The sequence below is a fragment of the Paraburkholderia sediminicola genome, from assembly GCF_046026855.1.
GTDB classification, from domain to species: domain Bacteria; phylum Pseudomonadota; class Gammaproteobacteria; order Burkholderiales; family Burkholderiaceae; genus Paraburkholderia; species Paraburkholderia sediminicola_A.
In genome coordinates this window covers 107,562-133,847 of the sequence record NZ_JAQQET010000013.1, presented here as the reverse complement: position 1 = coordinate 133,847, position 26,286 = coordinate 107,562, and the positions used below count along the sequence as shown (strand labels likewise).

The following is a 26,286-nucleotide window of genomic DNA, read 5'->3' as shown; positions in this document are numbered from 1 at the left end:
CGAGGCACGCGGCTGTTCGAACAGCTGAAAAAACGCCGTATTACATCGGTGGCGTTACACCATGCTCGCCTGCCGAGATAAAGTTCGCCGCCATCGAGCCGTCGGCTTCCTTGTGGGCGAACAGCACGACCTTCGCACCCGGCACCAGCAGTGAACGGTCACCCGCTTCCAGGGCGACGATAGGCACGTCTTGCGGAATCACGATCTTCTTCTCGCCGTCCTTGTACTTGACGGTAATCGTGCGGCCGTTGCTGACCACGAGCGAGCCGACCGTGCCGTTGGTCATCGTGCTGTTCGAGCCCAGATCCCAGGGACGATGGCCTTCGCCCGAGCCACGCATGCTGGCGGGGAACACGTGTACTTCGAGCGCTTTCAGCGTGCCGTCGGCCTGCGGGATCGCAGCCGTGCCGACATAGCTGTCCGGCTTGATGTCGTTGACGTTGGCGATCGTGACACCGCGAATCGGCGTGTCCTTGCTGAGCTTTACGTCGACGTCTTTGCCGTCGCGCGTGTGGACCTTGAGCAGATCGCCCGAGAGCGAGGTCACGGTGCCGCGCACGCCGGTGGGCGCGGCGGTTTGGGCTTGCACGGCGGATCCTGCGGCAAATAATGACGCGGCGACGAGCGCGGGGGTGACGAAGGTGCGTATCGCATTAGCGGAAACAATCTTCATGAGTCTGCTCTGGGTGGGTGAAGGATAGGGGCAGATTAGGCGTGCGAGCGGCTCCGGCGAGTGACAGACGGATGACAAAAACGTCATGAACGGCGCAGCGAGGCCACGTAGAATGACCGACATATCCACGTCCCCATCCATGACCCACGCCCGAAGCGGCGCGGGATTGGAACCCCAGGCACCATGAGCATCCTCGTCATTGAAGACGACCCGAAAACCGGCGACTACCTGAAGAAGGGGCTGCGCGAGAGCGGCTATGCGGTCGATCTCGCGCGCACCGGCACGGATGGCCTGCACATGGCGCTCGAACACGCGTATGACCTCGTGGTGCTGGATGTGATGCTGCCGGGCATCGACGGTTGGGAAATCATGCGTGCGCTGCGCGCGCGGCGTGATCTGCCGGTGATTTTTCTGACCGCGCGCGATCACGTCAGCGACCGCATCCGCGGCCTCGAACTCGGCGCCGACGATTACCTCGTCAAACCGTTCTCCTTCACCGAGCTGGTGCTGCGTATCCGCACGCTGCTGCGTCGTGGCGTGATCCGCGAGAGCGATGTGTTCGAGATTGCCGACCTCAAACTCGACGTCCTGCGCCGCAAGGTCACGCGCGAGGGTGTCGAGATTCCGTTGACCAACAAGGAATTCATGCTGCTGCACCTGCTGGTGCGCCGGCAGGGCGAAGCGCTGTCGCGCACGCAGATCGCCTCGGAAGTGTGGGACATGAACTTCGACAGCGACACCAACGTGGTGGACGTGGCCGTCAAACGCCTGCGCGCCAAGGTCGATCATCCATTTGAAAAGAAGCTGATTCATACGGTGCGCAGCATCGGCTATACGTTCGGCGACGGCTCGTGAAGCTGTGGACCGAACGTTCGTTGACGGCCCGCACCACGGTGCTGTTCGCCTCGATTGCGTGCGTGGTGATCGGCACGCTGGGCGCGTATTTCTATCATTCCGCCGAGTTGTCGTTGCAACGCCGCGCGGACCTGGTGCTCACCGGCCGTGTCGAGCATTTCAGCCGCATCGTGCGCGATCTCTACTCGGTCAGCGAATTGAAGAACCGGCCTTTGCTGTTCGAGAGCATGCTCGGCGCGGAGGAAGACGTGCTGCTGTTTCGCCGTCCGGGCGAAGCGCCGTTCATCGACGTGAATCCTGGCAACGTCGCGGTGCCTGCCCTGCAGACCGGGACAGAGGACCGCTTGCCGACACTCTCGGACATTCGCCAGACCATGCTGCCGGACGGTGTGCCGGTTCATTGGGCGATCGCCACCGTCAAAGCGCGCGAGGACGGTAGCGAGGTCGAGGTGATTGCCGCGCATCCGATGACACAGGAAGTGCGGATGCTCGCCGCGTACCGTAATCGCATCGTGCTGGCCACGCTGATCGGTATGCTCGCGGCTACGTTGCTCGCCTACTACGTGCTGCGCCGCGCATTGCGGCCAGTGCGCGAGATCGCCACCCGGGCGGCGCAGATCAGTCCGGCGAGTTTGTCGGTACGGCTCGACAGCGAGGCGGCGCCGGTCGAATTGCGCCAGCTTACGGACGCGTTCAACGCCATGCTCGACCGTCTTGCCGATGGCTATCAGCGCCTCTCGCAGTTTTCCGCTGATCTGGCGCATGAAATTCGCACACCGGTGGGCGCCTTGATCGGCCAGACCCAGGTGACGCTCGCCAAACCGCGCGATACCGATGAATATCAGCAACTGCTCGAATCGAATCTCGAGGAACTGAGCCGTTTGAGCCACATCGCGGAGAACATTCTGTTTCTCGCGCATGCGGATCATGCGGCGCTGTCCATCGACCGTGAGCCGGTCGATCTGCGCGACGAACTCGTCAGGATCGCCGATTATTTCGAAGGCCCCGCCGACGAACGCGGCATGCGCTTTATCGTCGAGGCTCAAGGCGTGGCGTCGGTCAATCCAATGCTGTGCCGGCGGGCGATCAATAATCTCGTCGTCAATGCGGTGCGATACGGCGCGGGCGGTACGGTCGTGCGGTTGCGCGGCACACAGGACGAACAGGGCGCGACCGTGATGGTGGAAAACGACGGCGCGCCGATTCCTGGCGAGCAACTGGACCGTCTGTTCGATCGCTTCTACCGTGGAGATGCCGCACGCAGCGAATTCACCGAATCAAGCGGACTGGGGCTCGCGATCGTCAAGGCGATCATGCATCTGCACGGTGGCACGGCGCGCGTGGTGTGTCCGGTGCCGGGCGTGGTGCGCTTCGAATTGCGCTTTCCGGGCACTTAACCGGCTGTTTGCCTGGCTAAGGTCGTCTCCGGCGTATGGCAGCACACACAGAGTTTATTGCCGTCGGGATCGCGAAAGTACGCGCCGTAGTAGTCCGCGTGATAGTGCGGACGCAAACCCGGCGGACCTTCGCAGGCGCCGCCGTGGGCGAGCGCCGCAGCATGCGCGCGATCGACTGTGGCGCGGTCCGGGGCAAGGAGGGCCAACATCTGGCCGTTGCCTACGGTGGCAGGACGACCGTCGTGGGGCTTGCTGATCACGAACAGCGGCCGTGGCGCGTCTGCGGTCATCCAGCCAGCCCAGCACGCATCGTTGTCGCGGAACTTGAGCCGCAGCCCTAACGTGTCCATCAGCACGCTATAAAAGCCGAATGCGCGCGCGAAATCCGTAATGCCGACGAATACGTGGGAAAACATTAGTATCGCTCCTCGTTTGCGCTGCAGGCGGGCCCAAGCCGGGCCAGATGCATCAAACCTTCTTCAGATACTCGGCCTTCAGCATGAAGTTGCCTGCCTCCATCTTGCAGTCCACTTCGTGATCGCCGCCGACGAGGCGAATGCTTTTGACCTTGGTGCCCATTTTCAGCGTAATCGACGAGCCTTTCACTTTCAGGTCCTTGATCAGCACCACGGCGTCGCCGTCGGCCAGCGGGTTGCCGTTGGCGTCCTTGACGACACGATCGTCGGATTCGTCAGCGCTCGCGGCAGCGGTCATTGGCCACTCGTGAGCGCAATCCGGGCAGACGTAATTTTCGCCGTCCGGGTAAGTGTTTTCCATCGCGCATTGTGGGCAGGCGGGAATCGTCGACATCATTTTTTTCCAGACCGCGGCTCGGCGCGGATAACTTCAGGGCCGGCGAGTATAGCGGACGTTGACCGGGCGGCATTCGTCCAGCGCGCGAGACGCCCGGGCGTCACTCGCCCGGCGCGTCCGCAGCCGGACGGTTCGCATAGTGCGCGTGCTTTTCCTCATACATCAGCAGATCGGCGCGTTGCACGCCGGCTTCAAGCCGGTCGCCGCGCTGGCACGTCGCCGCACCCATCGAAAGACTCAGCAGCGAGCCCGGATAAAACTGGTTGTTCAGATCGACCAACTGGCGGATCGCATCGACCATCGCGGCGCCGCCTCGCTCGTCGGTGTTTGGGAGCAGGATCGCGAACTCGTCGCCGCCAATGCGCGCCGCATGAAAAGGCGCATCCGTCGCCTTGGCAAGGACTTCGCCGGCCCGCCGTAGCAAGGCGTCGCCGGCCGCGTGGCCGAGCTGGTCGTTCACGCGTTTCAGGCCATTCAGATCGGCCATGATGATCGTCACCGGCCACGGACCCTTGCGCTCCAGCCGGTTCAGTTCGTCGACATAGAACGAGCGGTTGCGCAGCTTGGTCAGCACGTCATGCTTGCCCAGGAACTCCAGGTAAGCTTCGGCCTTCTTGCGCGCCGTGATGTCGGTGAGGGCCACCAGCACCAGATCCCAATTGCGTTCGTGGCCGGGCAGGACTGAGAACTGCAGGTGCACGTGCACCTCGCTGCCGTCGAGCGAATAGTTGAGCACTTCGCGTTGCTGGAATAGCTTGCCGTCCCATAGATCGATCAACTGCTCGCGGAAATGCGCTCGCATGTCGTCACGGAACACGTCGGGCAGTCGCGCCAGCAGCGTTCTCTTATCTTTCGCCGCGAACATGTCCAGCGTGTGCTGGTTCACGTCGAGCACGTGAATTTCCTGCATGCAGCGCTCGACAAACTCGGGATGCACGTCGGTGAACACGCGAAAATCGCTGATGCCGGCCGCACGCGCGTCGTCGAGCAAACGCCTGACCGCGCTGAAATCTTCCACCCACAAGGACACCGGTGAATATTCAAACAGGCCGCGCACATACTGTTCGGCCAGCGTCATGCGATGCCGCGCGCCTTCCAGTTCGGTGATGTCTTCGACGGAGACGAGCACGCGGTCCCAGCGTGCTTCATGGCCGGGCAGTACGGCGCCCTTGAGCAGCACGTCGAGCCGGCGTCCACCGAGCGTGTAGTTGACCGTCTGGCTGGTGAACTGGGCTTGTCCGGCCCACAATTGGCATAGCTCTTCGAGGTGCGTCTTGAGCATGTCGTCGCGGAACACCGAGGCGAGATTGCCCGTGAGCGCGTCGAAATCGGCGGCCTCGAATTGCGTCAGCGTCTTCTGATTCACCTTGATGACGCGGATGCTGTGCGCGCAGTCGGCGACGAGGCTCGGATTCCCAGCGAAATGGGCGCGCAGATCCGTCACACCTTGTTCCCGCCATGCGTCGAATAGCGTGCGCACGCCGCTGAAGTCTTCAAGCCAGAGCGAGACGGGCGCCAGTTCGAACATTTCGGAATCGTCCCGCAATCCCCCAAGGGGACTTCCTTCGGGGCGGAGGACTTCCAGCGGGGCATGGTTGGCGGGCGCTGAGCCGCGCGGGAGGCTGTCCTGCATGAGATTCCCGTGGTCGGAGTTCCGGCTATTCTAAGACGGCTTGGGTTTGGCGAGGAAGAAAGACGCGTGACGGGGCCTGTTTGCGTCCGGTCCATTCAATAAGATAACGGCATGGTTCGAATCGACTTTAGGCGTATGGACGGCCGCGGGCCGCAGCAGGGCACGCCTGCTTGCGAGCATTTGTGGGCACGTCTGACAGCTTGTGACCGGTGACCAGCGGGGCAGCGGGAGGCTTGTTACACTGACTCGTCGTGTCTCCCATCCGTCACCGCCCCAAGAAAAAACACTCGCTATGAAGCCATCCCTGCTGGTTCTGATCTCCTTGAACGACGCAAGCCGCGCCAAGGTCGAGGCTGCTTTCGACGTCGTCTATGCACCCGATGTCACCCAGCGGACCGCCGCGATTGCCGAACATGGCGAGACGATCCGCGCCGTGCTGACCAACGGCACGAACGGGCTGATGGCCGCTGAAATCGACCAGATGCCGCAGCTCGAGTTTGTCAGCGCACTCGGCGCGGGCTATGAAAACCTGGCCATCGACCACGCCCGCTCACGTGGCATCGTGCTCGCCAATGGCGCAGGCACCAACGACCATTGCGTGGCGGATCATGCGTTCGCCTTACTGCTCGCGGCGGTGCGCGACGTGCCGCAACTCGACCAGGCCACCCGCGAGGGCGTCTTGCGCGACATGTTGCCAATGCGCCCGAACGTTTCCGGCAAGCGGCTTGGCATTGTTGGGCTCGGCAATATCGGCGAGAAAGTCGCGCGGCGTGGCGCCGGGTTCGATATGGACATCGGTTATCACAACCGCAAGCCGCGGGAAGGCTCGGCGCTACGCTATTTCGACAGTTTGCAGGGTCTCGCGCAGTGGTGCGATTTCCTGGTGGTGGCGACGCCCGGCGGCGCCGGTACGCGTCATCTGATCGGCAAGGCGGTCCTGGACGCACTCGGGCCGGACGGTTTCGTGATCAATGTCTCTCGCGGCAGTGTGGTGGACACAGCCGCGTTGGCCGAAGCGCTCGCTGCCGGCACGATCGCCGGTGCGGGCCTCGACGTCTACGAGGGCGAGCCGGATCCGCCTGAAGCCTTGCTGACGCTGCGCAACGTGGTTTTGACGCCGCATGTGGGCGGCCGCTCGCCGGAGGCAATTACCGCCTCCGTTGACAATTTTCTGGGCAACGCCCGGCGCCATTTTGCGGGCGAGGCGGTGTTGACGCCGCTCTGAAATTTGAAGGCAAACTGAAATCATCAGTTCAGCGGATAGTTTCTGTCATAAATCGCGATTTCCCTTGTGGACTCACGGCGCATAGGATGGTCGATATTGAACCCACATCGCTTCGACACAGCCGGAGCCGCGACGGAGATCCCGCATGGAACACCACGCCCGCACGCAGGACGAACGGCTCGAGATCAAGACGACCACCTGCTACATGTGCGCCTGCCGCTGCGGCATTCGCGTGCATCTGCGTGAAGGCGAGGTGCGTTATATCGACGGGAACCCAGAGCATCCGCTGAACCAGGGCGTGATCTGTGCGAAGGGCGCCTCGGGCATCATGAAGCAGTACTCGCCTGCGCGTCTGACCCAGCCGTTGATGCGCAAGGCGGGCGCGGAGCGGGGCAGCGCGCAGTTCGAGCCGGTGTCGTGGGAGGTCGCGTTCGACGTGCTCGAAAAGCGTCTTGCCACGATTCGCGCCACCGATCCGAAGAAATTCGCGCTTTTCACGGGGCGCGACCAGATGCAGGCGCTTACCGGCCTTTTCGCCAAACAGTTCGGCACGCCTAATTACGCGGCGCATGGCGGCTTCTGCTCGGCCAACATGGCGGCGGGCATGATCTATACGATCGGCGGCTCATTCTGGGAATTTGGCGGCCCGGATCTGGACAGCGCCAAACTCTTCTTCATGATCGGCACGGCGGAAGATCATCATTCGAATCCGCTCAAGATCGCTATTTCCAAATTCAAGCGCGCGGGTGGACGCTTCATTGCGATCAATCCGATTCGCACCGGTTACGCCGCGATTGCGGACGAATGGGTGCCCATCAAGCCGGGCACCGACGGCGCGCTATTCATGGCGTTTCTGCACGAACTGATCGCGGCCGATGCCTGGGATCACGAGTTCGTGCAGCGCTATACGAACGCGGCGGAACTCGTCGATCTGGACGAAGCCAGCGAAAACTTCGGCCTTTTCGTGCGCGGTCCGGACCGGCCTGTCGGCAATCCGCTCTTTCCGCAAAATCATCTCTGGTGGGACGCCACGGCCGCACGCGCCGTACCGCATCATGCCCCCGGCGTAACGCCCGCACTCGACGGACGCTATACGCTCGACGACGGCACGCCGGTCACGCCATCGTTCGCGTTGCTGCGCGAGCGCGTGGCCGACTGCACGCCTGAGTGGGCCGCCGGCATTACCGGTATTGCGGCGGATACGATTCGCCGCCTCGCCGGTGAAATGATCCAGACCAGCCGCGATCACCGGATCACGCTGCCGATCCGCTGGACCGATGCGTGGGGCGAGACGCATGAGACCGTCACCGGCAACCCGGTCGCTTTTCACGCGATGCGCGGGCTGGCCGCCCATTCCAACGGTTTCCAGTCGATCCGCGCGCTTGCGGTGCTGATGTCGCTGCTGGGCACGATCGACTGCCCCGGCGGCTTTCGTCATAAATCGCCGTTTCCCCGCGCGGTGCCGCCGTCGGCTAAACCGCCAAACAGCCCCGACGCCGTCAAGCCGAACACGCCGCTCGCAACCGGGCCGCTCGGCTGGCCGGCCGCGCCTGAAGATCTGTTCATCGACGAAAACGGCGGTCCGGTTCGGATCGACAAAGCCTTCTCCTGGGAATATCCGCTCGCCGTGCACGGCCTGATGCATAGCGTGATCACCAATGCCTGGCGCGGCGACCCCTATCCCATCGACACGCTGCTGATTTTCATGGCCAACATGGCCTGGAATTCGTCGATGAATACGGTGAAGGTGCGCGAAATGCTCGTCGACAAGCATGCGAACGGCGAGTACAAGATTCCGTTTCTCGTTGTGTGCGATGCGTTCCAGTCGGAGATGACGGCGTTCGCCGATCTGATCCTGCCGGACACGACTTATCTCGAGCGGCACGATGCCATGTCGATGCTCGACCGGCCGATTTCCGAATTCGACGGTCCGGTGGATTCCGTGCGTGTGCCGGTCGTGCCGCCAACGGGCGAGTGCAAGCCGTTTCAGGAGGTGCTGATCGAGCTGGCTTCGCGCCTCAAATTTCCTGCTTTCACGGCGGCCGACGGCACGCGCCGCTTTCGCGACTATCCCGACTTCATCGTCAATCACACGACGACGCCTGATTCCGGCGTGGGTTTTCTGATCGGCTGGCGCGGCAAGGACGGCGACAAGGCGCTGGTGGGCGAGCCGAATCCGCAACAGTGGGAACAGTACGCAAAGAACAACTGCGTGTTCCATTACCGCTTGCCGGAGACGCTCCAGTACATGCGCAACTGCAACGGGCCGTATCTCGACTGGGCGGTGGAAAAAGGCTTCCGTAAATTCAAGGAGCCGATCCTGATCCAGCTGTACTCCGACGTCATGCAGAAGTTCAGGCTCGCCGCACAAGGACGCACAAGCGGCAGGCAACCGCCGGAGCACTTGCGGGCGCGGGTCGAAAAGTATTTCGATCCGCTGCCCTTCTGGTATGCACCGCTCGAAAGCGACTCCACCGATCTCGCGCGTTTTCCGCTCGCCGCCGTGACGCAACGGCCCATGGCGATGTATCACTCGTGGGATTCGCAGAACGCGTGGCTGCGGCAGATTCATGGCGAGAACTATCTCTACATGAATCCGTTGATGGCGGCCGAAAACGGTATCGCCGACGGTAGCTGGATCTATGCCGAATCGCAATGGGGCCGCGTGCGCTGCATGGCGCGCTTTAGCGAGACCGTTGAACCCGGCACGGTATGGACCTGGAACGCGATCGGCAAGGCCTCGGGCGCGTGGAATCTCGGCGCGGGTGCGAACGAATCGCAGCGCGGCTTCCTGCTCAACCACCTCATCACCGACGAGTTACCCGGTCGTGACGAAGCGGCCGCGCGTCTCTCGAATTCGGACCCGGTGACAGGGCAGGCCGCGTGGTACGACGTACGCGTGCGCATCTATCCGGCGGAAGCGGACGCGCGTCATACGCTGCCGCAGTTCGACGCGATGCCCGCATTGCCGGGGTCGAACGGGGTGATATCACGGATCGTGCAGACCTATTTCGCGGGACGAGGCGAATTCGCGGCACGGTTGCGTGGCGCGGCGGGGCGCAAGTAGCCCACCAGCATTGGATATAGGTAGCGCGTAAGTCACGCAAGGAAAGCAGCAAGGAGCGATTCATGACTCAGATGGCGTTGGTGATCGACCTGAACGTGTGCGTGGGATGTCAGGCTTGCGTCACGAGTTGCAAGGAGTGGAATACGTCGGGCGAGTCGGGCAGTCTCGCCGACCTGAATCCGTACGACGCCGATCCGTCCGGGACGTTCTTCAATCGCGTGCAGAGTTTTGAAGCCGGCAGCTACCCGAACGCTGAGACGATCCACTTCCCGAAGTCGTGCCTGCACTGCGAGGACCCGCCGTGCGTGCCGGTGTGTCCAACCGGCGCCAGCTACAAGCGCAAGGAAGATGGCCTCGTGCTGGTCGATTTCGACAAATGCATTGGTTGCAAATACTGTGCGTGGGCGTGTCCGTACGGCGCGCGCGAACTCGATGAAGCGCGCAAGGAGATGACCAAGTGCACCCTGTGCGCCGATCGTATTCACGATGAAAACCTCTCCGAGCGCGATCGCCAGCCGGCATGCGTGCTCGCGTGCCCGACCTCCGCGCGACTGTTCGGCGATATCCACGATCCGGAGTCGGTGGTGTCGAAGGCGATTGAGGAGCGCGGCGGCTATCAGTTGATGCCCGAGTGGAATACGCGGCCGGCGAACCACTATTTGCCGCGCGTCACGACGTCGGCATCGGGTTGCGGCAGCAGTGCCTGCTCGTGCAAAGACGCGGATACGGCGCTGAAGATGCCCGAATCGGTCGATGCGCAGCTCGAGCGCGGTGAACTGCATCTTGCGTCGATGGCGACGCGTATCTAAAGGACTTCGCGATGAATCCGGCTTTTTCAGTGGTTTTTCTCACTACGTTGAGCGGCGCGGCGCAAGGTCTGCTGATCGCGCTCGTCGGCGTGGAGACGGCCGCGCATCTGGGACTCGTCACGGCGCCCGCGGATGCGTTCTATGTCACCGCCGCGGGCTTGTCGGTCGTGTTGGGCGGCCTCGGACTGATTGCCTCGTTTTTCCATCTCGGGCATCCGGAGCGCGCATGGCGTGCGGTTGCGATGTGGCGGACTTCATGGTTGTCGCGTGAATGTCTGTGCCTGCCGGCGTTTCTCGCCTGTGCTTTTTTCTATGGTGTCGCGCACTGGTTTGGCTCGCCGTGGTCGCTCGCGATAGGCTGGCTCGGCGTGGTGGCGAGCGCTCTGTTGTTCGTCTGCTCGGCGATGATCTACGCGTGCCTGCGTTTTCTGCAGGAATGGGCCACGCCGCTGACGCTGGTCAACTTCGTGCTGCTAGGTTGCGCGTCCGGGTTCACGTTGGCGACGGCGATGACCGCGTGGTTCGCGCCGGGTCTGACAGCGGGCCTGGCTATCTGTGCCTGCGTGCTGACGCTGGCGGGCTGCGGGAGCCGTTCGGCATCGCTCGTGCGCAATGCGCGATTGCGGCCGAAGTCCACCGTGCAGAGCGCAACCGGCATCAGGAACCCCAAACTCGTGCAGGTCTCACGCGGCTTTACCGCCGGTGCGTTCAATCTGCGCGAGTTCTTTCACGGCAAATCGGCGGGGACGCTGCGCGGGGTCAAATGGGGATTCCTCGGGGCCGCGTTTGTTGCGCCTGTCGTGTTGATGGTGCTGGGCGCAAGCCTGCATTCGATTGGCGTCTCGCTCAGCTTGCTGGCGGCCGCGTGTCTCGTGCAATACGCGGGTTTGGTGGCTGAGCGGTGGTTTTTCTTCGCCGAGGCAAAGCATCCGCAAAACCTGTATTACGCGAGAGTGGGGTGATGCTACTCACCCACACGCGCCGACCTCGCCACAGGCGGTGCAAAAATCGCAACCGTCCTTGCGGATTACCGCGTTCGCACCGCACGAGCCGCACTTGCGTCCGAGCATGGTGTGCAGCCCTTGCACGCCACCGGGTTGCGCCAGCGTCGACTCGTCGTTAGCGTCACCGGGATGCGGACGGATGCCGAAATCTGCGGGCAACGCCGTTTCAGCGTTCATCTGCCCGCGCGGTAGACGCGCCAACATACGCGACGGCACCTGATTGCCCTCGGCGTCGAGAAAACCGCGCCGATGCAGAATCTGCTGGATCGCAAAAGCGAGCGCCGCCACTTCGGAATCGTGCCAGCGTGGCGTGCGATGACCGTCAAGACGTTGCACCTCGCCGAGCCGCACCTGCCCGCGATCCCACGACACCTTGCGCATATCCTGCAAGTTACGCGCGACAAATCCACCGCGTGCCGCGAGCGACAGCGAACGCATTGTCGCCGTGATCCATTGCTGCGATTCGTCGCGCTGACCGGTCGGAATGAAGAACTCGATGGGGCGCTCGATCGTGACATCTTCACCACCGAGGCGTCCCGTTACTTCGATGAACGACACCGCCACGTAAAGCGACTTCTTGCCGGCTTGCGTCAGGTATTCGACCTTTTCGATGATCGCCGGCAACTCGCCCTTGGGGCGATGATCGATCGCGATCCGCAGCGGATCCTGATCGGTTTCGGCCAGCGTGTCATCCGCTTGCGGCGGGCTCACGCTCAGCACCGCGCCGAGCGTTTCATTCGGGCGGTACGTGGCGAGACCCTTGAGGCCATTTTTCCACGCGTCGAAGTAGAGGCTCTCGAACGCTTCGAACGGATAGTCCGCCGGTACGTTCACGGTCTTCGAGATCGACGTGTCTACGAAAGGTTGCACGGCGGCCATCATGTCGAGGTGGTCGCGTGCCGACATTTCGAGTGCGCTGACGAAGTAATCGGGCAGGTTTTTCACATCGCCGCCGAGCTCGCGGTAGAGGCGATACGCGTAGTCTTCGACGTCGAACGATTCGCGGCCGCCGTCGGCCATCACCTTCATGCGCGTGTAGGTCCACGAGAAGGCCGGCTCGATGCCGTTTGACGCGTTATCGGCGAACGCGAGACTGACGGTGCCGGTCGGCGCGATCGACAGCAAGTGACTGTTGCGGATGCCGTCCTCACGTATCGCATCCTTGATGTCGTCGGGCAGGCGTGAGGCGAAGGTGCCCGCTTCCAGATAACGCCCGGCGTCGAACAATTCGAACGCGCCACGCTCGCGCGCCAGTTCCACCGATGCCCGATAGGCTTCGTCGCGCATCAGACGGGCGATGCGGACTGCGAAGTCGCGGCCTTCCTGCGAGTTGTAGCGCAGGCCGAGCATCACCAGCGTATCGCCCAAGCCGGTGAAGCCCACGCCGATGCGCCGCTTGGCGCGCGACTCGTCGTATTGTTGCTGCAGCGGCCATAGCGTGACGTCGAGCACGTCGTCGAGAAAACGCACCTGGGTGCGGGTGCGTTTGGCAAGACCGTCCCAGTCGAACGAAGGCTTGCGGCCTTTCATTTGCGCGAACGGATCGAGCACGAAACGCGTGAGGTTCAACGGTCCGAGGTTGCAGCAGCCGTAAGCGGGCAGCGGTTGTTCGCCGCATGGATTGGTGGCGCGGATAATTTCGACCGCGCGTAGATTGTTGTCCTCGTTCATGCGCGAGATGAACACGATGCCGGGTTCGGCGACGTCGTAGGTGGAGCGCATGATGCGATCCCAGATCTCGCGAGCGGGTCGTTCGCTGTATACCCAGAGGCCGTCTTCGCGTTGCCGCACATCGCCTGCCGCGCGCATCGCCGGCGACGGCTCGGCGCGGTGCACGAGCGGCCAGGGCTGATCGTCTTCGACGGCGCGCATGAATTCGTCGGTGACGCCTACCGACACGTTGAAATTGTTCCAGCGGCCTTTCGAATGTTTCGCCTCGATGAACTCGATCAGATCGGGGTGATTGCAGTCGAGCACGGCCATTTGCGCGCCGCGCCGCGAGCCGGCGCTTTCGACGGTCCTGCAGGAGGCGTCGAATACGTCCATATAACTGCACGGGCCGGACGCCGACGAGCTGGTGGTATGAACGCGGGCACCCTTGGGCCGGATCGCGGAGAAGTTGTAGCCGACACCACCGCCGCGGCGCATCGTTTCGGCGGCTTGCAGCAGCGCCACGTAGATGCCGGGAAGGCCTTGATCGTCGACACCCTGAATCGCGTCGCCGACCGGCTGCACGAAGCAATTAATGAGCGTGGCGGCGATGCCCGTGCCGGCCGCGCTCATGATGCGCCCGGCGCCGAGTGCGCCGTGCCGCAGATTGTCGACAAAAAGCGCTTCCACCGATTCACGCAACGCTTCCGGCTCCGCCTGAGCGACGCCGCGGGCGACGCGCTGGAATACGTCGTCGGCCGATTGCTCGCCGCCTTTCGCGTATTTCTCGAGCAGGACGTCCAGCGAGAATTGTTGCGGTGCAACTAGCTGGGCGGGAGGAACCGCTGCGGCGCGGGTTTCGGGGGTGTCTTCTGCCATGGTGTCGCCTCTCGTTTGCCGCCAGACGGGCTGCGGCGCGTTCGAATGGGATGGAGGACATTCATTTAACGATGCGCGTCTGGCAGGTGTGGTGACCTGGCGCAACGGAGATCACCTTAACGCACGTGGCGAAGGGCCGCAATCAGGCTTTTGGGGCAGGGATACCAATCGGCTGTTCGGCAGCCGCAGTGGCCTTTTGCCGTGGCTTTTCAGGCAGAAAGTTGACAAGCGGCGCCAGGCGTGTGTGAGTGCGGCCGGGAAGGAGTCGGCGCGCAGGGAATCAACGCAAATAGATCACGGGAGGGATCAACGCAAATAGATCACGAGGGGAATCAGCGCAAATAGATCACGAGAGGGATCAACGACGGCAAACGCCCTAAGCGCAGATCAGCAAATTGCCGTCCAGGCAAAAACCTCAGGCCTCAACAAGTTCGCCCAGCACCTCAGCACAAATCATTGCAGAAGCATTCGAAGGCGCCGGCCGCTCAGCCGGTTTGAACACCGCATCGCCACGGCGAATCTTGCGCCGCGTTACCGCGCACGTTCCTGAGGTATGCGCCGACCGCCGCCGCCACCGCTGCTCGCCATAATGACAGCGCCCCGGTTCGACCCAGCGGATCACCAGCGTGGTGTCGGAGCGCTCGAGAATTTCGATGCGTACGCCATTGGTACCGTCAAGGGGGATGGACTCTAAGGTCATCATCGTCGGCTCCGTATTGTGGTGTGCCGAATGTAGTCCCGTGCGCCCTGGATAGCCATTGTGCCGGCGTTGAAACACTGTTCTCGAATTAGCAACAATGAAACTTGACATCCACGCTTACACGAAACGACGGGGCTTTGCGGGCCATATGCGTTGTGAATTTGCGATAGCGTGGATTTTTGCAACGCAGTGTTGTACGCAGCGCGACGAAAATGCCGGCTGCAAAGGGCTTCGGCGCTTCCTTTAAGATGTCGTTATTGTTGAGCGACCGTGCGATGCAAGTGTAGCGGGTTTGCATTTTTCCGGTCGGCTCGCGCGCATGTCCACAAGACTTTAAGAGCCCACATGATTTCACGCCCCCCAGTAGCGCCGCCAGAATCGCCGACACCGCCTGATCGCCCGAAAAAGCAGAAAGCGGCTTTACTCGTCCTGTATATCGCGCTCGTGCTGCTGGCGCTGTGGGTCGTGCGCGATTTCATTGCGGCGGTGGCATGGGCCGGCGTCATTGCAATCGCGCTGTGGCCGTTTTTGAAAAAGGTGGAAGGCAGCCGCTGGTTCACCGGCCGCACGACGTTGATCGCCGCCGTGCTGACACTCGCTATCGCGTTGCTCGTGGTGCTGCCGGTCGGGATCGGCATTACACAGGCGCTGCGCGAAGCCCACGACATGAATGAGTGGTTCAAGACGGTGCAGGAAAACGGTATTCCGATGCCGGACATCCTCGAGCGCTTGCCGTTTGGCGTGCAACAGATTTCAGCCTGGTGGCAGGCCAATCTCGCTCAGCCGCTGCGCGACTCGGCGGCAATGAAGGGGCTGCACAGCACCACGGTGATGACGCTCGGCCGCCACTTCGGCGCGCGCGCGGCACATGGCTTGATGGTGTTCGCTTTCATGCTGGTCACGCTGTTCGTGATCTTTCAGGCGGGGCCGCGTCTGTCTGGCTCGCTGATGAAAGGCGTGCGGCGGGGCTTCGGCGATGACGGCGCGCAGTTGCTCGAGCGCATGGCCGCGGCAGTGCGCGGTACGGTGTCGGGGCTGGTGGTGGTCGGGCTCGGCGAGGGCGCCTTGATGGGCGTTGCCTATTTCGTGACCGGCTTGCCGCACGTCGCGCTGCTCGCATTCATCACGGCGATCGCCGCGATGCTGCCGTTCTGTGCGCCGATCACGTTCGGCCTTGCGGCCTTATGGCTGTTTTCACAAGGCTCGGTTGCCGGGGCCATCGGGCTTGCGGTGTTCGGCTCGATCGTGGTGTTTGTCGCCGAGCATTTCGTGCGGCCGGTGCTGATCGGCAACTCGACGCGATTGCCTTTCCTGCTGGTGCTATTCGGCATTCTCGGCGGGGCGGAGACGTTCGGTTTGCTCGGCCTCTTCATTGGGCCCGCGCTCATGACCGTGCTGATGGTGCTGTGGACCGATCTCGTGCAATAGTTGCACGCAATGTCCCGGCGCAATCAGGACTGCTGATTCGCCGGGTTACTTTTCCTGCTCGCGCGCTGACTGTTTGACGCAGCCCAGCGTGTATTTCAGCGCGGCGGGCAATAGCGCGCTCCAGACATCCCACGTATGACCGCCGTCGATGATGCGCAGCGCCGCCGGATTTCCCGCCATCCGGAGATGGGTGTAAAGCAATGACGCATCGGCCTGGATCGCGAGGTCGTCGTCGCCGGCGGCGATGAACATCGGCAGGCGATAAGGCTGGCTCATGTACCGTTCCCATTGCGCCGGATAGTTGAGCGCGTGCCAGACATGCGGATCGAACTGCCGGTCGCCGAACACGCCGACGCGGCGCGCAGCTGAAGCGAGCGGCGGCTCATTGGCATAGATCGCGGGGCTTAGTAGCAGCGCGCCGCAAAAGAGCTCCGGTTGCGTCATGGCGTAGCGCAATGCGCCGAAACCGCCCATCGAAACGCCGCCGATCATCCGCCCGCCGCGCTGCGTCGCGACTGCGTAGCGCGTTTCGATCTCCGGCAGCAGATCGCTGAAGAATGCGGTCTCCATCTTCTCCTTGCGATCGACATACCAGTCCGTACCGCCTTGCGGCATGACGATCACAACCGGCGGCGTCTCCCTGCGCTCGATCAGTGCATCGGCGGTGGCTTGAAGGTGGCCTTGCGTGAGCCAGTCGTTGGCGTCGCCGTTATTGCCGTGCAGGAGGTAGAGCACGGGAATGCGTGCGGCGTCGTGGCGATAGCCGGTGGGCAGATAGATCGTGTAGGCCCAATCGCGGCCGAGCGCTTCGGAATGGAAGCTTCGGCTGATGACGGTGCTGGCGCTTGCCGGCGCACCGACAGCAGCACACAGCGCGAAGAGTGCGGAATGTAGGAATAGACGCATGTCAGGGTAAGAGGCGGCCGCGCAGGTCGCGCGCGGTCGTCATGCTATCAGTATCGGCAGTGGAAATCGGCAAGCGGCAAGCGGTAAGCGGAGTGAGCGAGAACCCGGAAACCCGGTGGGCACGCAAGCGACAACCCGGCATGCGGCGACCCAGCCAACGCTCGCGCGTGCATGCGCACGCTGCTCATTCAGGGCGACGTTCTGAGGCGCAAGCTCCAGAGGCGCGCCGTGATGCGCTTGAGCGGCTCCGACGCCCTGGCGACGGCGAACAGTGCGCCGACCGCAAAGGCATCCGCTACCAACCCGAGCGGATAGTTCAGATAGCCGTCGGTCGCGGCATACAGCACCGAATCGACGACCAGCGAAATCACAGCGCCCGCGATAAAACACAGCAGCCCTTTGCGGCCGATCATGCCAACCCACGGCATCCATTGAGCGAGCTTTCTTGCCCAGCCGAGCTGGATCAGGTTCGCGACGAGCCACGCAATCGCAAGGAAATTGACCGCGCGCAGATAGGAGAGGTTTTGCTTGAGGCTGCCGTCGAGCGGCTCACGTTCGATAAACAGCTTGTAGTAGGCCGCGGCAGCGACCACGGCGAACGCCAGTAAGCTGACCAGCCAGCCCAGACGGTGCGCGCTGATCCGCTGATAAACCGGCTGGCAACGTGCCAGCGCGCCGAGCACGAACAGCAACTGCCAGGCAAACGGGTTGAAATCCCAGTGCATGTCCGGCGCGGCGGGCAGGTAGGCGTCGATAGCCGGTGCGCCCGCCCACAGCGCGACGCTGCCGGCCAGTAGCAACCACGGCTTGCTGCGCGCGAGCGGCAGGATCATCGGCACCAGCAGCGCGAACAACGCGTACATCGGCAACACGGAAGCGAGATACGGCTGACGGCGGAATAGCAGGATGTCGCGCAGGGCGGCCACGGGGGCGTCCATCAGATCGTCGAGATCGGTGGTGGCGAGATTCGGGCCGTCGATACTGAACGCGGTCAGCACCGCGCTGACCAGCAGCATCAAGCCGGCCGTGATGAGGAAGGCGCGATAGATTTCCAGCGAGCGCCGCAGGAAACGGCTGCGCGCGGTCGCCTCGTTACGCCGTTCGGCGAGCGCGGCGTAGGCCGTAGCGGTGGCGAAACCGCCGAGGAACACGAAGACCTCGGCGGCATCGCACAACGCATAGGCATGCAGCGTGACGCGCGACAGAATGCTGCCGCCGATGTGATCGACGACGATGATCAGGAGAACCAGCCCGCGAAAAAAATCGAGCTCGATCAAACGGGATTGCGACTTTTGCATTGTGTGGTGCCTGAAGCAGCCCCGTGCGACGGCGCGCTAGTTCAGCGCGGCAGACGTCTCACAAAGCTTTTTGAAATTGGATCGGGTGCAGCGGCGGATGGCCGCCCCGCAGATAGCCGCCCCGCAGATAGCCGACCTGCGGGGCGGCCATCCGTGTCACCGCTTGAATCGGCCACGCGAAGTGCGGTTGTCGAGGCCAGTAAAAATGACCCGTTTGACGGCGCGGAGTTCCGCTGCGCCGCCGCAAAAAAGCTTTCGATTATATTTCTTTCGATGACAAACACGCTACGGGACGTGCCGGGCTGCCGCGTCCAATGCGACAGCCGGCTTAAGTCCGGACAACGCGGCGCCGTTTACCTGAATAAGCGCCGCGAAAAAAGGGGCGCCCGATGCAGTGGAGATTTCGCAACGTTTTGAGATATGGACGCGACACCTGATAGACGGCGGCGTAACGGCGTGTGAGGATTTCCTGAAAGCGCGTCGGGGTCGATAAACGCCTCAAGAAGCGTCAAAAGAAAGCGGTCGGATCGAGTTGTCCCATTACTCGAGTTCTGGGAGATCTTCATGAACAAGCAAGTGTTCGCGCTGGCTGTCTCCACCGCTTTGTCCGCCACCTCGTTAGCCATTTTCTCCGCGCCTGCTTTTGCCCAGACGAGCGTGACGCTGTACGGCGTGCTCGATGAGGGCATCAACTACACCAACAATGTCGGCCGCGGCCATGTCTATGAACTCGCCAGCGGCGATGCGCAAGGCAGCCGCTGGGGCCTGAAAGGCGCCGAGGAACTCGGTGGCGGCCTGAAAGCGATCTTCCAGCTGGAAAACGGTTTCGACGTCAGCTCCGGGCAGCTTGACCAGGGCGGCCGGATGTTTGGCCGCCAGGCGTTCGTCGGCTTGAGTTCGGAGTCCTACGGCACATTGACGTTCGGCCGTCAGTACGACTCGGTGGTCGACTATCTGGCGCAGACCACGGCCAACGGCGACTGGGCCGGTGCGTTGTTCTCGCACCCGTACGATAACGACAACACCGACAACTCATTCCGTCTCGACAACAGCGTCAAATATGCCAGCCCGTCGATTTCGGGCTTCCAGTTCGGCGGCGTCTACAGCTTCAGCAACGACACCGGCTTCGCCAATAACCGCGCGTACAGTTTCGGCGGCCAGTACACCTACGGCGGACTGCTGGTTGCCGCGGCATATCTGCAGGCTGACAACCCCGGCAACGGTTCAAACGGTGCGATTACTGCGAACGACGCCAGTTTTATCGCCGCCCGCATGCGCGTGTTCGGCGGCGGCATCACCTACACCTTCGGGCCGGCCACGGCCGGCTTCGTGTACACCAACTCGAACTACCTGGACCCGACCGGCAACGGCTATCTCGGCGTGACGCCGCTTGTGCCGCCGGGGGTGCTGTTGAACTCGTTGAAGTATCAGAACTTCGAGGTGAACGGCAAGTATCAGATTTCGCCGATGCTGTTCGTCGGCGCGCAGTACGTCTATACGATGGAAACCTACGACGCTTCGAGCGGTGGCGTGAAGCCGAAGATTCATTCGTTCGGCTTGATGGCGGACTACAACCTGTCCAAGCGTACCGATGTGTACATTCAGGGCGAGTATCAGCAGGTGACCGGCGACGCCACCTATTCGATTCTGGACGATGCCTTTACGCCTGGCACCCAATCGCCGTCATCGACTTCGAAGCAGGTCGTGGTGCGCGCGGCGATACGGCATAAGTTCTAGGGGCGCCGGTCGTGTATTGAATGACGACGGCAACGCCAGGTGCAATAAATGCCGCTTTCCCGTGCGACGGGAAATTAGTTCATCACGTAATTCTGAATCAGAATCCCGATTACCACGCCGGCGGGAATGCCAAAGGTTCTGCCGCGAAGGGTCGCGGTCAGATCTTCATCGAGTACGAAGCTGCAGCGGCGATCACGCCAGACGGTTTTATAGGCCAATGGTTTTGCATCGACGATAACGAGGGAAATGAGCGCGGTCAGGATGACCTGTGCCAAAGCATGCAGCTTCGCTATAAACGGCGAAAAATCACCGGCGTTGCATAGCAATACCATCACGACTGCAGCGACGAGGGTGCCGAAAAAGAAGCCGCCCATGAATCTGTTCGCTGAATTAAGAGAATCCACTTAAACCTCAAATCGTTCGCCGGCTTTATCGAGCTGGCGAAGTAAAAAATATACTAACGGAAATGGCCTTTCCGGTTGAAGACGTGCAACGCGCTGACAGAGAGGCAGGCAGACTCCAAAGGGACCCGTAAGGATATTTTTTTGACGTTCGTCAACATATCGTCCCTTTCCCAACCTTGTGTGAGATCAGTCCGAAAAATTGGGCGCGCGGCCAGATTGCTGGCTGAACAGCCGCAGCGGCGGCAGAGTGCTCGTCACACTCCGCCCACGCGCCTATGCCCGTCAAGGCGATTTGGTGGCACGGCCTGCAAGTCGCCGTTTACACGCCGAACAGATTCAACTTTGCATACTGCAACAACATAATCGTCTTTCCGTCGACAATCTCGCCACGCTCGACCATCGCCAGCGCTTCGTCCACCGGCAGTTCCAACACCTCGATATCTTCGCCTTCGTCGGCAATACCGCCGCCTGCGCCGACCTTTGCCACCGCATTGTATTCGGCGACGAAAAAGTGCAGCTTTTCCGTTACCGAACCCGGGCTCATGAAGGCTTCGAACACCTTGCGTACCTCATGCACCCGGTAGCCGGTTTCCTCTTCGACTTCCGCGCGGATCCGTTCTTCAGGCGAGGCCGCCTCCAGCAGACCTGCCGGCGTCTCGATCAGCATGCCGTGATGGCCGTTGACGAACGCCGGCAGGCGGAATTGCCGTGTCAACACCACCATGCGGCGGCGCGCGTCGTACAGCAGCAGCGTCGCGCCGTTGCCACGATCATAGGTTTCGCGGCTCTGGCGTTGCCAGCTGCCGTCCGCGCGTTGGTAATCAAAGGTGGTTTTTTTCAGTACGTACCAGTCGTCCGATAGCACTTTCACATCGACAATTCGTACCCGCCCGGCGATTTCGTTCATGACTCGCATCCTGTCCTGTGGGAATCCTGCTGGGAAACGCGGTCTGCACCGCATGCAATTCATGGTATCGTGCAATTTCATGCAAAAACAAGAAAGTTCGTGCAATCTGCCAAAATGCTTCCAGGATGGCCGCCATGCTCACATCGCAAAGAAAACAGTTGATCCTCGAAGCGCTCAAGCGTGACGGTCAGGTGATCGCCAAGACGTTGAGCGTCGAATTCGACGTTTCCGAAGACACCATTCGGCGCGATTTGCGCGAACTTGCCGCCGAGGGGCAGCTTCAGCGCGTGCATGGCGGCGCGTTGCCGGCCTCGCCGGCGGCGGTGGATTTCGCCGGGCGCGAGCGCATTGAATCGGCGTCGAAAGCGGCGATCGGCCGGGCGGCGGCGGGCCTGATCGGGCACGGCCAGATCGCGTTCATCGACGGCGGTACGACGGCCGTGCAACTGGCGCGTCATTTGCCGCGCCAGTTGCGCGCGACGATCGTCACGCACAGCCCGAGCATCGCGGTCGAACTGGCGGAGCATACGGAACTCGAAGTCCTCATGATCGGCGGCCGTCTGTTCCGCCATTCAATGGTCAACGTGGGCGCAGCCGCTATTGAAGCCCTCAGCCACATTCGCGCCGACCTCTATTTCATGGGCGCGACCGGTGTGCATCCGCAAGCGGGTCTGAGCACCGGCGATATGGAGGAGGCCTACGTTAAGCGTGCGCTCGCGGAACATGCGGCGGAAACGGTGGTGCTGGCGTCGGCGGAAAAACTCAATGCGGCGTCGGCGTACAAGATTGCGGATGTGACGGCGGCCAGTACGATCGTCGTCGAGCGGAATACGCCAGCGGTGCTTACCGCGCCGTTCGAGGCATTGGGCATCACGATCCTGCGGGCTTAGTCAAGCATGCTTGCAAGTCGAAAACCGGGCGACCGGGACCGCTGCGAGACCAATACAAAAAACGTCGTAAACCGAACGCTATAGCGGTTCATACTCAATCCGTTATTTGCGAGATAGCTGACAAAAATTGACGCACCGTGCGTCTAAACAGCGAGATAATCCCGGCCCTTGCCCTCTGTAGGGCAGGGAAAAGGCAACTCACGGTAGCTCCAGGTAAATCAGATCGACTGCGGCATTGCCGAAGTGATGGCTGCTGCACGTCGCCGGTACGCCCGGGCGCACACTAGCGTCCGCGGTTCGAACACCTCCCTCGTGGTTTACAGCCGTTCAGCGCAGGTCCGCCGCGTGTAAGCTGGCATGTGGCCGCGCCGCGCCGGCCTGTGTTCCGCGTTTGTCCTGCTATTGGGTTGCCGCTGTGTTCACTAAAGGAGAAGTCCATGGGGAAACTCGACCTTTCACGTCGTAGTTTTCTGAAGGCCAGCGTGTTGGCGGGTGTGTCGGTGTATATCGCGCCGATGGGCAGCCGCGCATTCGCTGCGTTGTTCGAAGAAAAAATTCTGACACCAGTTCAGTGGGACGCCGCCAACGGGCAGGCGAAATTCCGCATCGACGGTATCGCCAAAGTGACGGGCTCGAAAGTGTTCGCGCGCGACATCCGCGCGACCGACATGCCGCACTGGCCGCAGCAGCAGTCGCACGCGTTCATCCTGCGCACGACGCAAGCCGACCGCAGCTATGAAGGCTTCGACCTGTCGTTGCTTGGTGACGAACTGAAGCCCGATCGCGTAGTTACGGCGGACGATCTGACGCGCGACGGCCTGATCTTTCCGGCTTTCTACGGCGACGACATGTTGCTGCCGCCGGGCAAGACGCCTGCGTATCTCGGCCAGGCGGTCGCGATCCTGATCTATCACGACTTCGCGCGCTTTCGCTTTGCAAAAGACAAACTGAAGTTTCAGGATCAGGTCATCCGTTACGGCGCGCAAACCGGCCCGCTCGAACGCGATCCGTGGGGCATGTTCCGCTTCGTGCGCGTCGGCGGCAAGACGCCGTATGACGACGACATCTTCTCCAGTCTGAAAGACGCGCCGGTGTTCCCGAGCATGATGCGCAAGCACCAGCCGGTGTGGCCGGACGGCGTCGAACACGGCAAGCTCGACGAGCAGGGCATGTTCCATGCCGCTCAGATCCAGCAGGAGCTGGATCATCCGTCGGCGGACTGGCTGGTGATGGAGCGCGAGTACAACACGCAGTCGATCGACACGGCCGCGCTCGAACCCGACAACGCAAACTGCTGGTACGACGCGGCAACGCAATCGCTGCACATGGTCGTGCCGACTCAGGCGCCGTCCGAGGTCGTCGACAGTGCGGTCGGCATGGTTGCGAAGTGCGCGTTCCCAGTGAAGAACCTGTTCGTTCACCCGTGCTACACAGTGGGCTACGGTTCGAAAGATCACTTCAACGTGCCGTTCTACGGCCTCGTCTGCGCGATGTATGCGGATGGGCGCCCGGTGCGTCTTGCCAACGATCGCTACGAGCAGTTCCAGACGTCGTTGAAACGCCATGCGTTCAAGATGAACTACCGGATCGCGGTCGATAAAAACACGGGTCTGTTGCAGTCGTTCAAGGCCGAGATGGAAGCAAACGGCGGCGGGCGGTGTAACTTTTCGCCCTCGGTGGCGATGGTCGGCGCGACTGCTGCGCAGTCGATCTACTACTTCCCGAAGAACGATCTGTCAGCGGTTGCCGTCGCCTCGCGCGCAATCGACGCCGGTTCCGCACGCGGCTACGGCACGCTGCAAAGCATGGCCGCGACCGAGATGATGGTCGACGAAATCGCCGCGCAACTGAATGTCGATCCGATCGACTTCCGCCTGAAGAACGGGCTGCGTTCGGGCATGAAGAACACGCAGGGCGCGGTGCCGGCCGGCGCGATTCGGGTCGACGATGTGTTGCAGAAGGCGAAGGTCCATCCGCTGTGGGTGAATCGCGCGAAGCGTAAAGCCGAATTCGAAGCCGCGCATCCGGGCAAGCGTTATGGCGTCGGCTTTGCATGTGTGCAGAAGGACTTCGGCACCGGCGCGGAAACCTCGTTCGCGAAGGTCGAGTTCAGCGCTGACGGGAAGGTCAGCCTGCAGCACACGGCTGCTGAAATCGGCACGGGCGTGTCGACCTCGCAGGCGATCGCCGTCGCGAAGTGGCTCGGCAAGCCGGCCACCGACGTACATGTCGCGATCACCGATTGGCCCGACCTGCCGGTCGTCACGAGCGGCGATCCGTACATGATGTCGCAAGCGGACCAGGACAAGCTGGCCGCGAATCCGCGCTGGTCGCCGGGTTATGCGTCGCCTTCGAGCGCGACGAACTCCGCGTTCTATTTCACGCACAGCACGCGCGAAGCGGCGCGCGTCGTTTTCGCGCACGGCTTGTGGCCGGCTGCGATGGCGATCTGGAGTCAGGGCGGCGGCGGTGGTCAAGCCGCGCCGCTGATGGTTCGCATCGAAGACGCGCGTTGGGTTGACGGTAAGCTGTCCGCGGCCGGGCTCGAGGCGCTGCCGTTCGAACAGCTCGCGAAGAAGGCACACGAGTTGGGTCTCGTAACCGGCGCGACCGTGCACGTGTTCAATCGCTGGCAATGGACCGAGTCGGACTTCGAGATCGACGGCAGCGTCGAGCGTCTGCCGCTCGACGGGCTCGCGCTTCGATACGGCGACAACGCTTCTGCCGATAAAAAGAAACTGCAAACTACCGCGAACCACTACCGCGTGCTCGACCGTCAGCGCGTGTTTATTCCACCGGTTCAGCGCAACAACGCGGCTGTGACGTACTACAGCGCGGTCGGCACCCTGGTCGAGCTGTCAGTGCATGAGGCGAGCGGCAAGGTCGACCTGCTCGCGCATCACTCGATCATGGAATGCGGCAATCAGCTCTCGCCGCAACTGGTGTCGGGCCAGCTGCAAGGCGGTCTCGCCATGGGCATCGGTCATGCATTGCACGAGTACCTGCCGCTATACGAAGACGGTCCGGGCAATGGCACGTGGAACTTCAACCGGTATCACTTGCCGCGCGCGACTGACGTCGCCGTCTGGGCCCAGACCGGTGAAGTGTTGCCGCCGCTCACCGAAACGGATCCACCGAAGGGCATCGCCGAAGTGGTGATGATTCCGGTGGTCGGCGCCATCGTAAACGGTATCGCGCACGCGATCGGCCATCGCTTTACCGACCTGCCGGTCACCCCGCAACGTATTCAGGAGGTGCTCGCATGACGGCCCCCACTCAAACCCCCGTGAATGCTGCAAGCGGCGCCAGCGCGGCCGGTGCTCTTGCTGCTTCAGGCGCTGCTTCCGCTGCTTCAGGTTTTTCCGTTGGCTCGGGCATTGCTGTCGCCAATACCGCTGCCGGCGCCTCGGGTGCTGCCACAGGCGCACCGGCCGCTACCGTGGTCGAGCGTCCGTTGACGCATTTCCGCACGCTGCCGGTGTCGGTCAAGGTGAACGGCGAGATTGTCGGCCCGACCGACGTGCCTGCCGGTCTGATGATGATCGATTTTCTGCACGAGTATCTGCACCTGACCGGCTCGCGCCTCGGCTGCGGCCAGGGCATCTGCCACGCGTGCGTCGTGATCGTCGACAAGCCGGACGGCACCAGCGAAGAAGTGCGCACCTGCATCACGGGCGCGAACTTTTTCCACGGCAAAACCATCCGCACGATCGAAGGCCACGCGAAGCGCAACGAAGCAGGCGAGGTGATCGAACTGTCGCCGATCCAGCAGAAGTTTCTCGAGCACTTCAGTTTTCAGTGCGGCTACTGTACGCCCGGTTTCGTCAATGCGGCGACCGTGCTGATCGAACGTCTGAAGCGTCAGCCGATCACCAAAGACCAGGTCGAGCAAACCATCACCGAAGGGCTGAACGATCACATCTGCCGGTGCACGGGCTACGTGCGTTACTACGAAGCCGTGAAGGAAGTCGTGATGACCACGCCCGGCCTCGTAAAGGACGCCGCATGATG

At 62.1% G+C, this 26,286-nt stretch carries 21 protein-coding genes; 11 read left to right on the top strand and 10 right to left on the bottom strand.

Annotated features, from left to right (window positions below; all coding sequences use genetic code 11):
• Positions 1 to 40: 40 nt before the first annotated feature.
• Positions 41 to 673, bottom strand: coding sequence for a hypothetical protein (locus PQR40_RS16485; RefSeq protein WP_408236164.1), 633 nt, complete (start codon positions 671 to 673; stop codon positions 41 to 43).
• 183 nt (positions 674 to 856) lie between these two features.
• Here PQR40_RS16485 and PQR40_RS16480 point away from each other — a divergent pair, with 183 nt between their 5' ends.
• Together PQR40_RS16480 and PQR40_RS16475 are read left to right on the top strand one after the other, a co-directional pair.
• Positions 857 to 1,528, top strand: coding sequence for a heavy metal response regulator transcription factor (locus PQR40_RS16480; protein ID WP_408236167.1), 672 nt, complete (start codon positions 857 to 859; stop codon positions 1,526 to 1,528).
• Positions 1,525 to 2,925 (top strand): heavy metal sensor histidine kinase, encoded by a 1,401-nt coding sequence (locus PQR40_RS16475; RefSeq protein WP_408509412.1) that lies wholly within the window; start codon positions 1,525 to 1,527, stop codon positions 2,923 to 2,925. Before PQR40_RS16480 ends, PQR40_RS16475 begins: the two co-directional genes overlap by 4 nt.
• Here the strand turns inward: PQR40_RS16475 and PQR40_RS16470 are convergent.
• The 3 genes from PQR40_RS16470 to PQR40_RS16460 form a co-directional block, all read right to left on the bottom strand.
• Positions 2,922 to 3,341 (bottom strand): VOC family protein, encoded by a 420-nt coding sequence (locus PQR40_RS16470; protein ID WP_408338630.1) that lies wholly within the window; start codon positions 3,339 to 3,341, stop codon positions 2,922 to 2,924. The genes PQR40_RS16475 and PQR40_RS16470 overlap by 4 nt on opposite strands.
• A gap of 52 nt (positions 3,342 to 3,393) precedes the next feature.
• The gene (locus PQR40_RS16465) at positions 3,394 to 3,735 is read right to left on the bottom strand and encodes a zinc ribbon domain-containing protein YjdM (RefSeq protein ID WP_408236431.1); all 342 of its coding nucleotides are present in this window, start codon (positions 3,733 to 3,735) and stop codon (positions 3,394 to 3,396) included.
• 103 nt (positions 3,736 to 3,838) lie between these two features.
• Entirely contained in the window at positions 3,839 to 5,371 is a 1,533-nt protein-coding gene (locus PQR40_RS16460; protein ID WP_408388889.1) for a sensor domain-containing diguanylate cyclase, read from the bottom strand.
• 292 nt (positions 5,372 to 5,663) lie between these two features.
• Between PQR40_RS16460 and PQR40_RS16455 the strand changes: the two genes are divergently transcribed.
• From PQR40_RS16455 to PQR40_RS16440, 4 genes are all read left to right on the top strand, one after another.
• Positions 5,664 to 6,596 (top strand): 2-hydroxyacid dehydrogenase, encoded by a 933-nt coding sequence (locus PQR40_RS16455; protein WP_408236179.1) that lies wholly within the window; start codon positions 5,664 to 5,666, stop codon positions 6,594 to 6,596.
• Between the two features lie 145 nt (positions 6,597 to 6,741).
• Positions 6,742 to 9,663, top strand: a complete 2,922-nt coding sequence (locus PQR40_RS16450) for a molybdopterin-dependent oxidoreductase (RefSeq protein WP_408236182.1) — start codon at positions 6,742 to 6,744, stop codon at positions 9,661 to 9,663.
• 62 nt (positions 9,664 to 9,725) lie between these two features.
• Entirely contained in the window at positions 9,726 to 10,472 is a 747-nt protein-coding gene (locus PQR40_RS16445) for a 4Fe-4S dicluster domain-containing protein (RefSeq protein WP_408236185.1), read from the top strand.
• An 11-nt stretch (positions 10,473 to 10,483) separates the two neighbouring features.
• Entirely contained in the window at positions 10,484 to 11,434 is a 951-nt protein-coding gene (locus PQR40_RS16440) for a dimethyl sulfoxide reductase anchor subunit family protein (protein ID WP_408236188.1), read from the top strand.
• A 6-nt stretch (positions 11,435 to 11,440) separates the two neighbouring features.
• Here PQR40_RS16440 and PQR40_RS16435 read toward each other — a convergent pair whose 3' ends face one another.
• Positions 11,441 to 14,005, bottom strand: coding sequence for an adenosylcobalamin-dependent ribonucleoside-diphosphate reductase (locus tag PQR40_RS16435; protein ID WP_408236191.1), 2,565 nt, complete (start codon positions 14,003 to 14,005; stop codon positions 11,441 to 11,443).
• A 415-nt stretch (positions 14,006 to 14,420) separates the two neighbouring features.
• Complete coding sequence (locus PQR40_RS16430; RefSeq protein ID WP_028197253.1) at positions 14,421 to 14,705, bottom strand: DUF3331 domain-containing protein; 285 nt, start codon at positions 14,703 to 14,705, stop codon at positions 14,421 to 14,423.
• 345 nt (positions 14,706 to 15,050) lie between these two features.
• Between PQR40_RS16430 and PQR40_RS16425 the strand changes: the two genes are divergently transcribed.
• Complete coding sequence (locus PQR40_RS16425) at positions 15,051 to 16,133, top strand: AI-2E family transporter (RefSeq protein ID WP_408236194.1); 1,083 nt, start codon at positions 15,051 to 15,053, stop codon at positions 16,131 to 16,133.
• 45 nt (positions 16,134 to 16,178) lie between these two features.
• On the opposite strand, the gene PQR40_RS16420 is transcribed toward PQR40_RS16425, so the two are convergent.
• Both PQR40_RS16420 and PQR40_RS16415 read right to left on the bottom strand, forming a co-directional pair.
• Entirely contained in the window at positions 16,179 to 17,039 is an 861-nt protein-coding gene (locus tag PQR40_RS16420) for an alpha/beta hydrolase (protein ID WP_408509411.1), read from the bottom strand.
• 188 nt (positions 17,040 to 17,227) lie between these two features.
• Positions 17,228 to 18,337 (bottom strand): OpgC domain-containing protein, encoded by a 1,110-nt coding sequence (locus tag PQR40_RS16415; RefSeq protein WP_408388885.1) that lies wholly within the window; start codon positions 18,335 to 18,337, stop codon positions 17,228 to 17,230.
• 564 nt (positions 18,338 to 18,901) lie between these two features.
• Between PQR40_RS16415 and PQR40_RS16410 the strand changes: the two genes are divergently transcribed.
• Entirely contained in the window at positions 18,902 to 20,074 is a 1,173-nt protein-coding gene (locus tag PQR40_RS16410) for a porin (RefSeq protein ID WP_408509410.1), read from the top strand.
• 74 nt (positions 20,075 to 20,148) lie between these two features.
• On the opposite strand, the gene PQR40_RS16405 is transcribed toward PQR40_RS16410, so the two are convergent.
• Positions 20,149 to 20,448 carry a hypothetical protein gene (locus PQR40_RS16405; RefSeq protein WP_408236206.1) on the bottom strand — a complete coding sequence of 100 codons (300 nt, stop codon included), beginning with the start codon at positions 20,446 to 20,448 and terminating at the stop codon, positions 20,149 to 20,151.
• Between the two features lie 349 nt (positions 20,449 to 20,797).
• Complete coding sequence (locus PQR40_RS16400; RefSeq protein WP_408509409.1) at positions 20,798 to 21,385, bottom strand: NUDIX domain-containing protein; 588 nt, start codon at positions 21,383 to 21,385, stop codon at positions 20,798 to 20,800.
• A gap of 134 nt (positions 21,386 to 21,519) precedes the next feature.
• Between PQR40_RS16400 and PQR40_RS16395 the strand changes: the two genes are divergently transcribed.
• The 3 genes from PQR40_RS16395 (at position 21,520) to PQR40_RS16385 (ending at position 26,284) form a co-directional block, all read left to right on the top strand.
• On the top strand, positions 21,520 to 22,275 hold the full coding sequence (locus PQR40_RS16395) for a DeoR/GlpR family DNA-binding transcription regulator (RefSeq protein WP_408509408.1): 756 nt from the start codon (positions 21,520 to 21,522) through the stop codon (positions 22,273 to 22,275).
• Between the two features lie 437 nt (positions 22,276 to 22,712).
• Positions 22,713 to 25,541: a xanthine dehydrogenase family protein molybdopterin-binding subunit gene (locus tag PQR40_RS16390; protein WP_408509407.1), complete on the top strand. Its 2,829-nt coding sequence runs from the start codon at positions 22,713 to 22,715 to the stop codon at positions 25,539 to 25,541.
• Positions 25,538 to 26,284: a (2Fe-2S)-binding protein gene (locus tag PQR40_RS16385; protein WP_408338608.1), complete on the top strand. Its 747-nt coding sequence runs from the start codon at positions 25,538 to 25,540 to the stop codon at positions 26,282 to 26,284. Before PQR40_RS16390 ends, PQR40_RS16385 begins: the two co-directional genes overlap by 4 nt.
• The last annotated feature ends 2 nt before the right edge of the window (positions 26,285 to 26,286 follow it).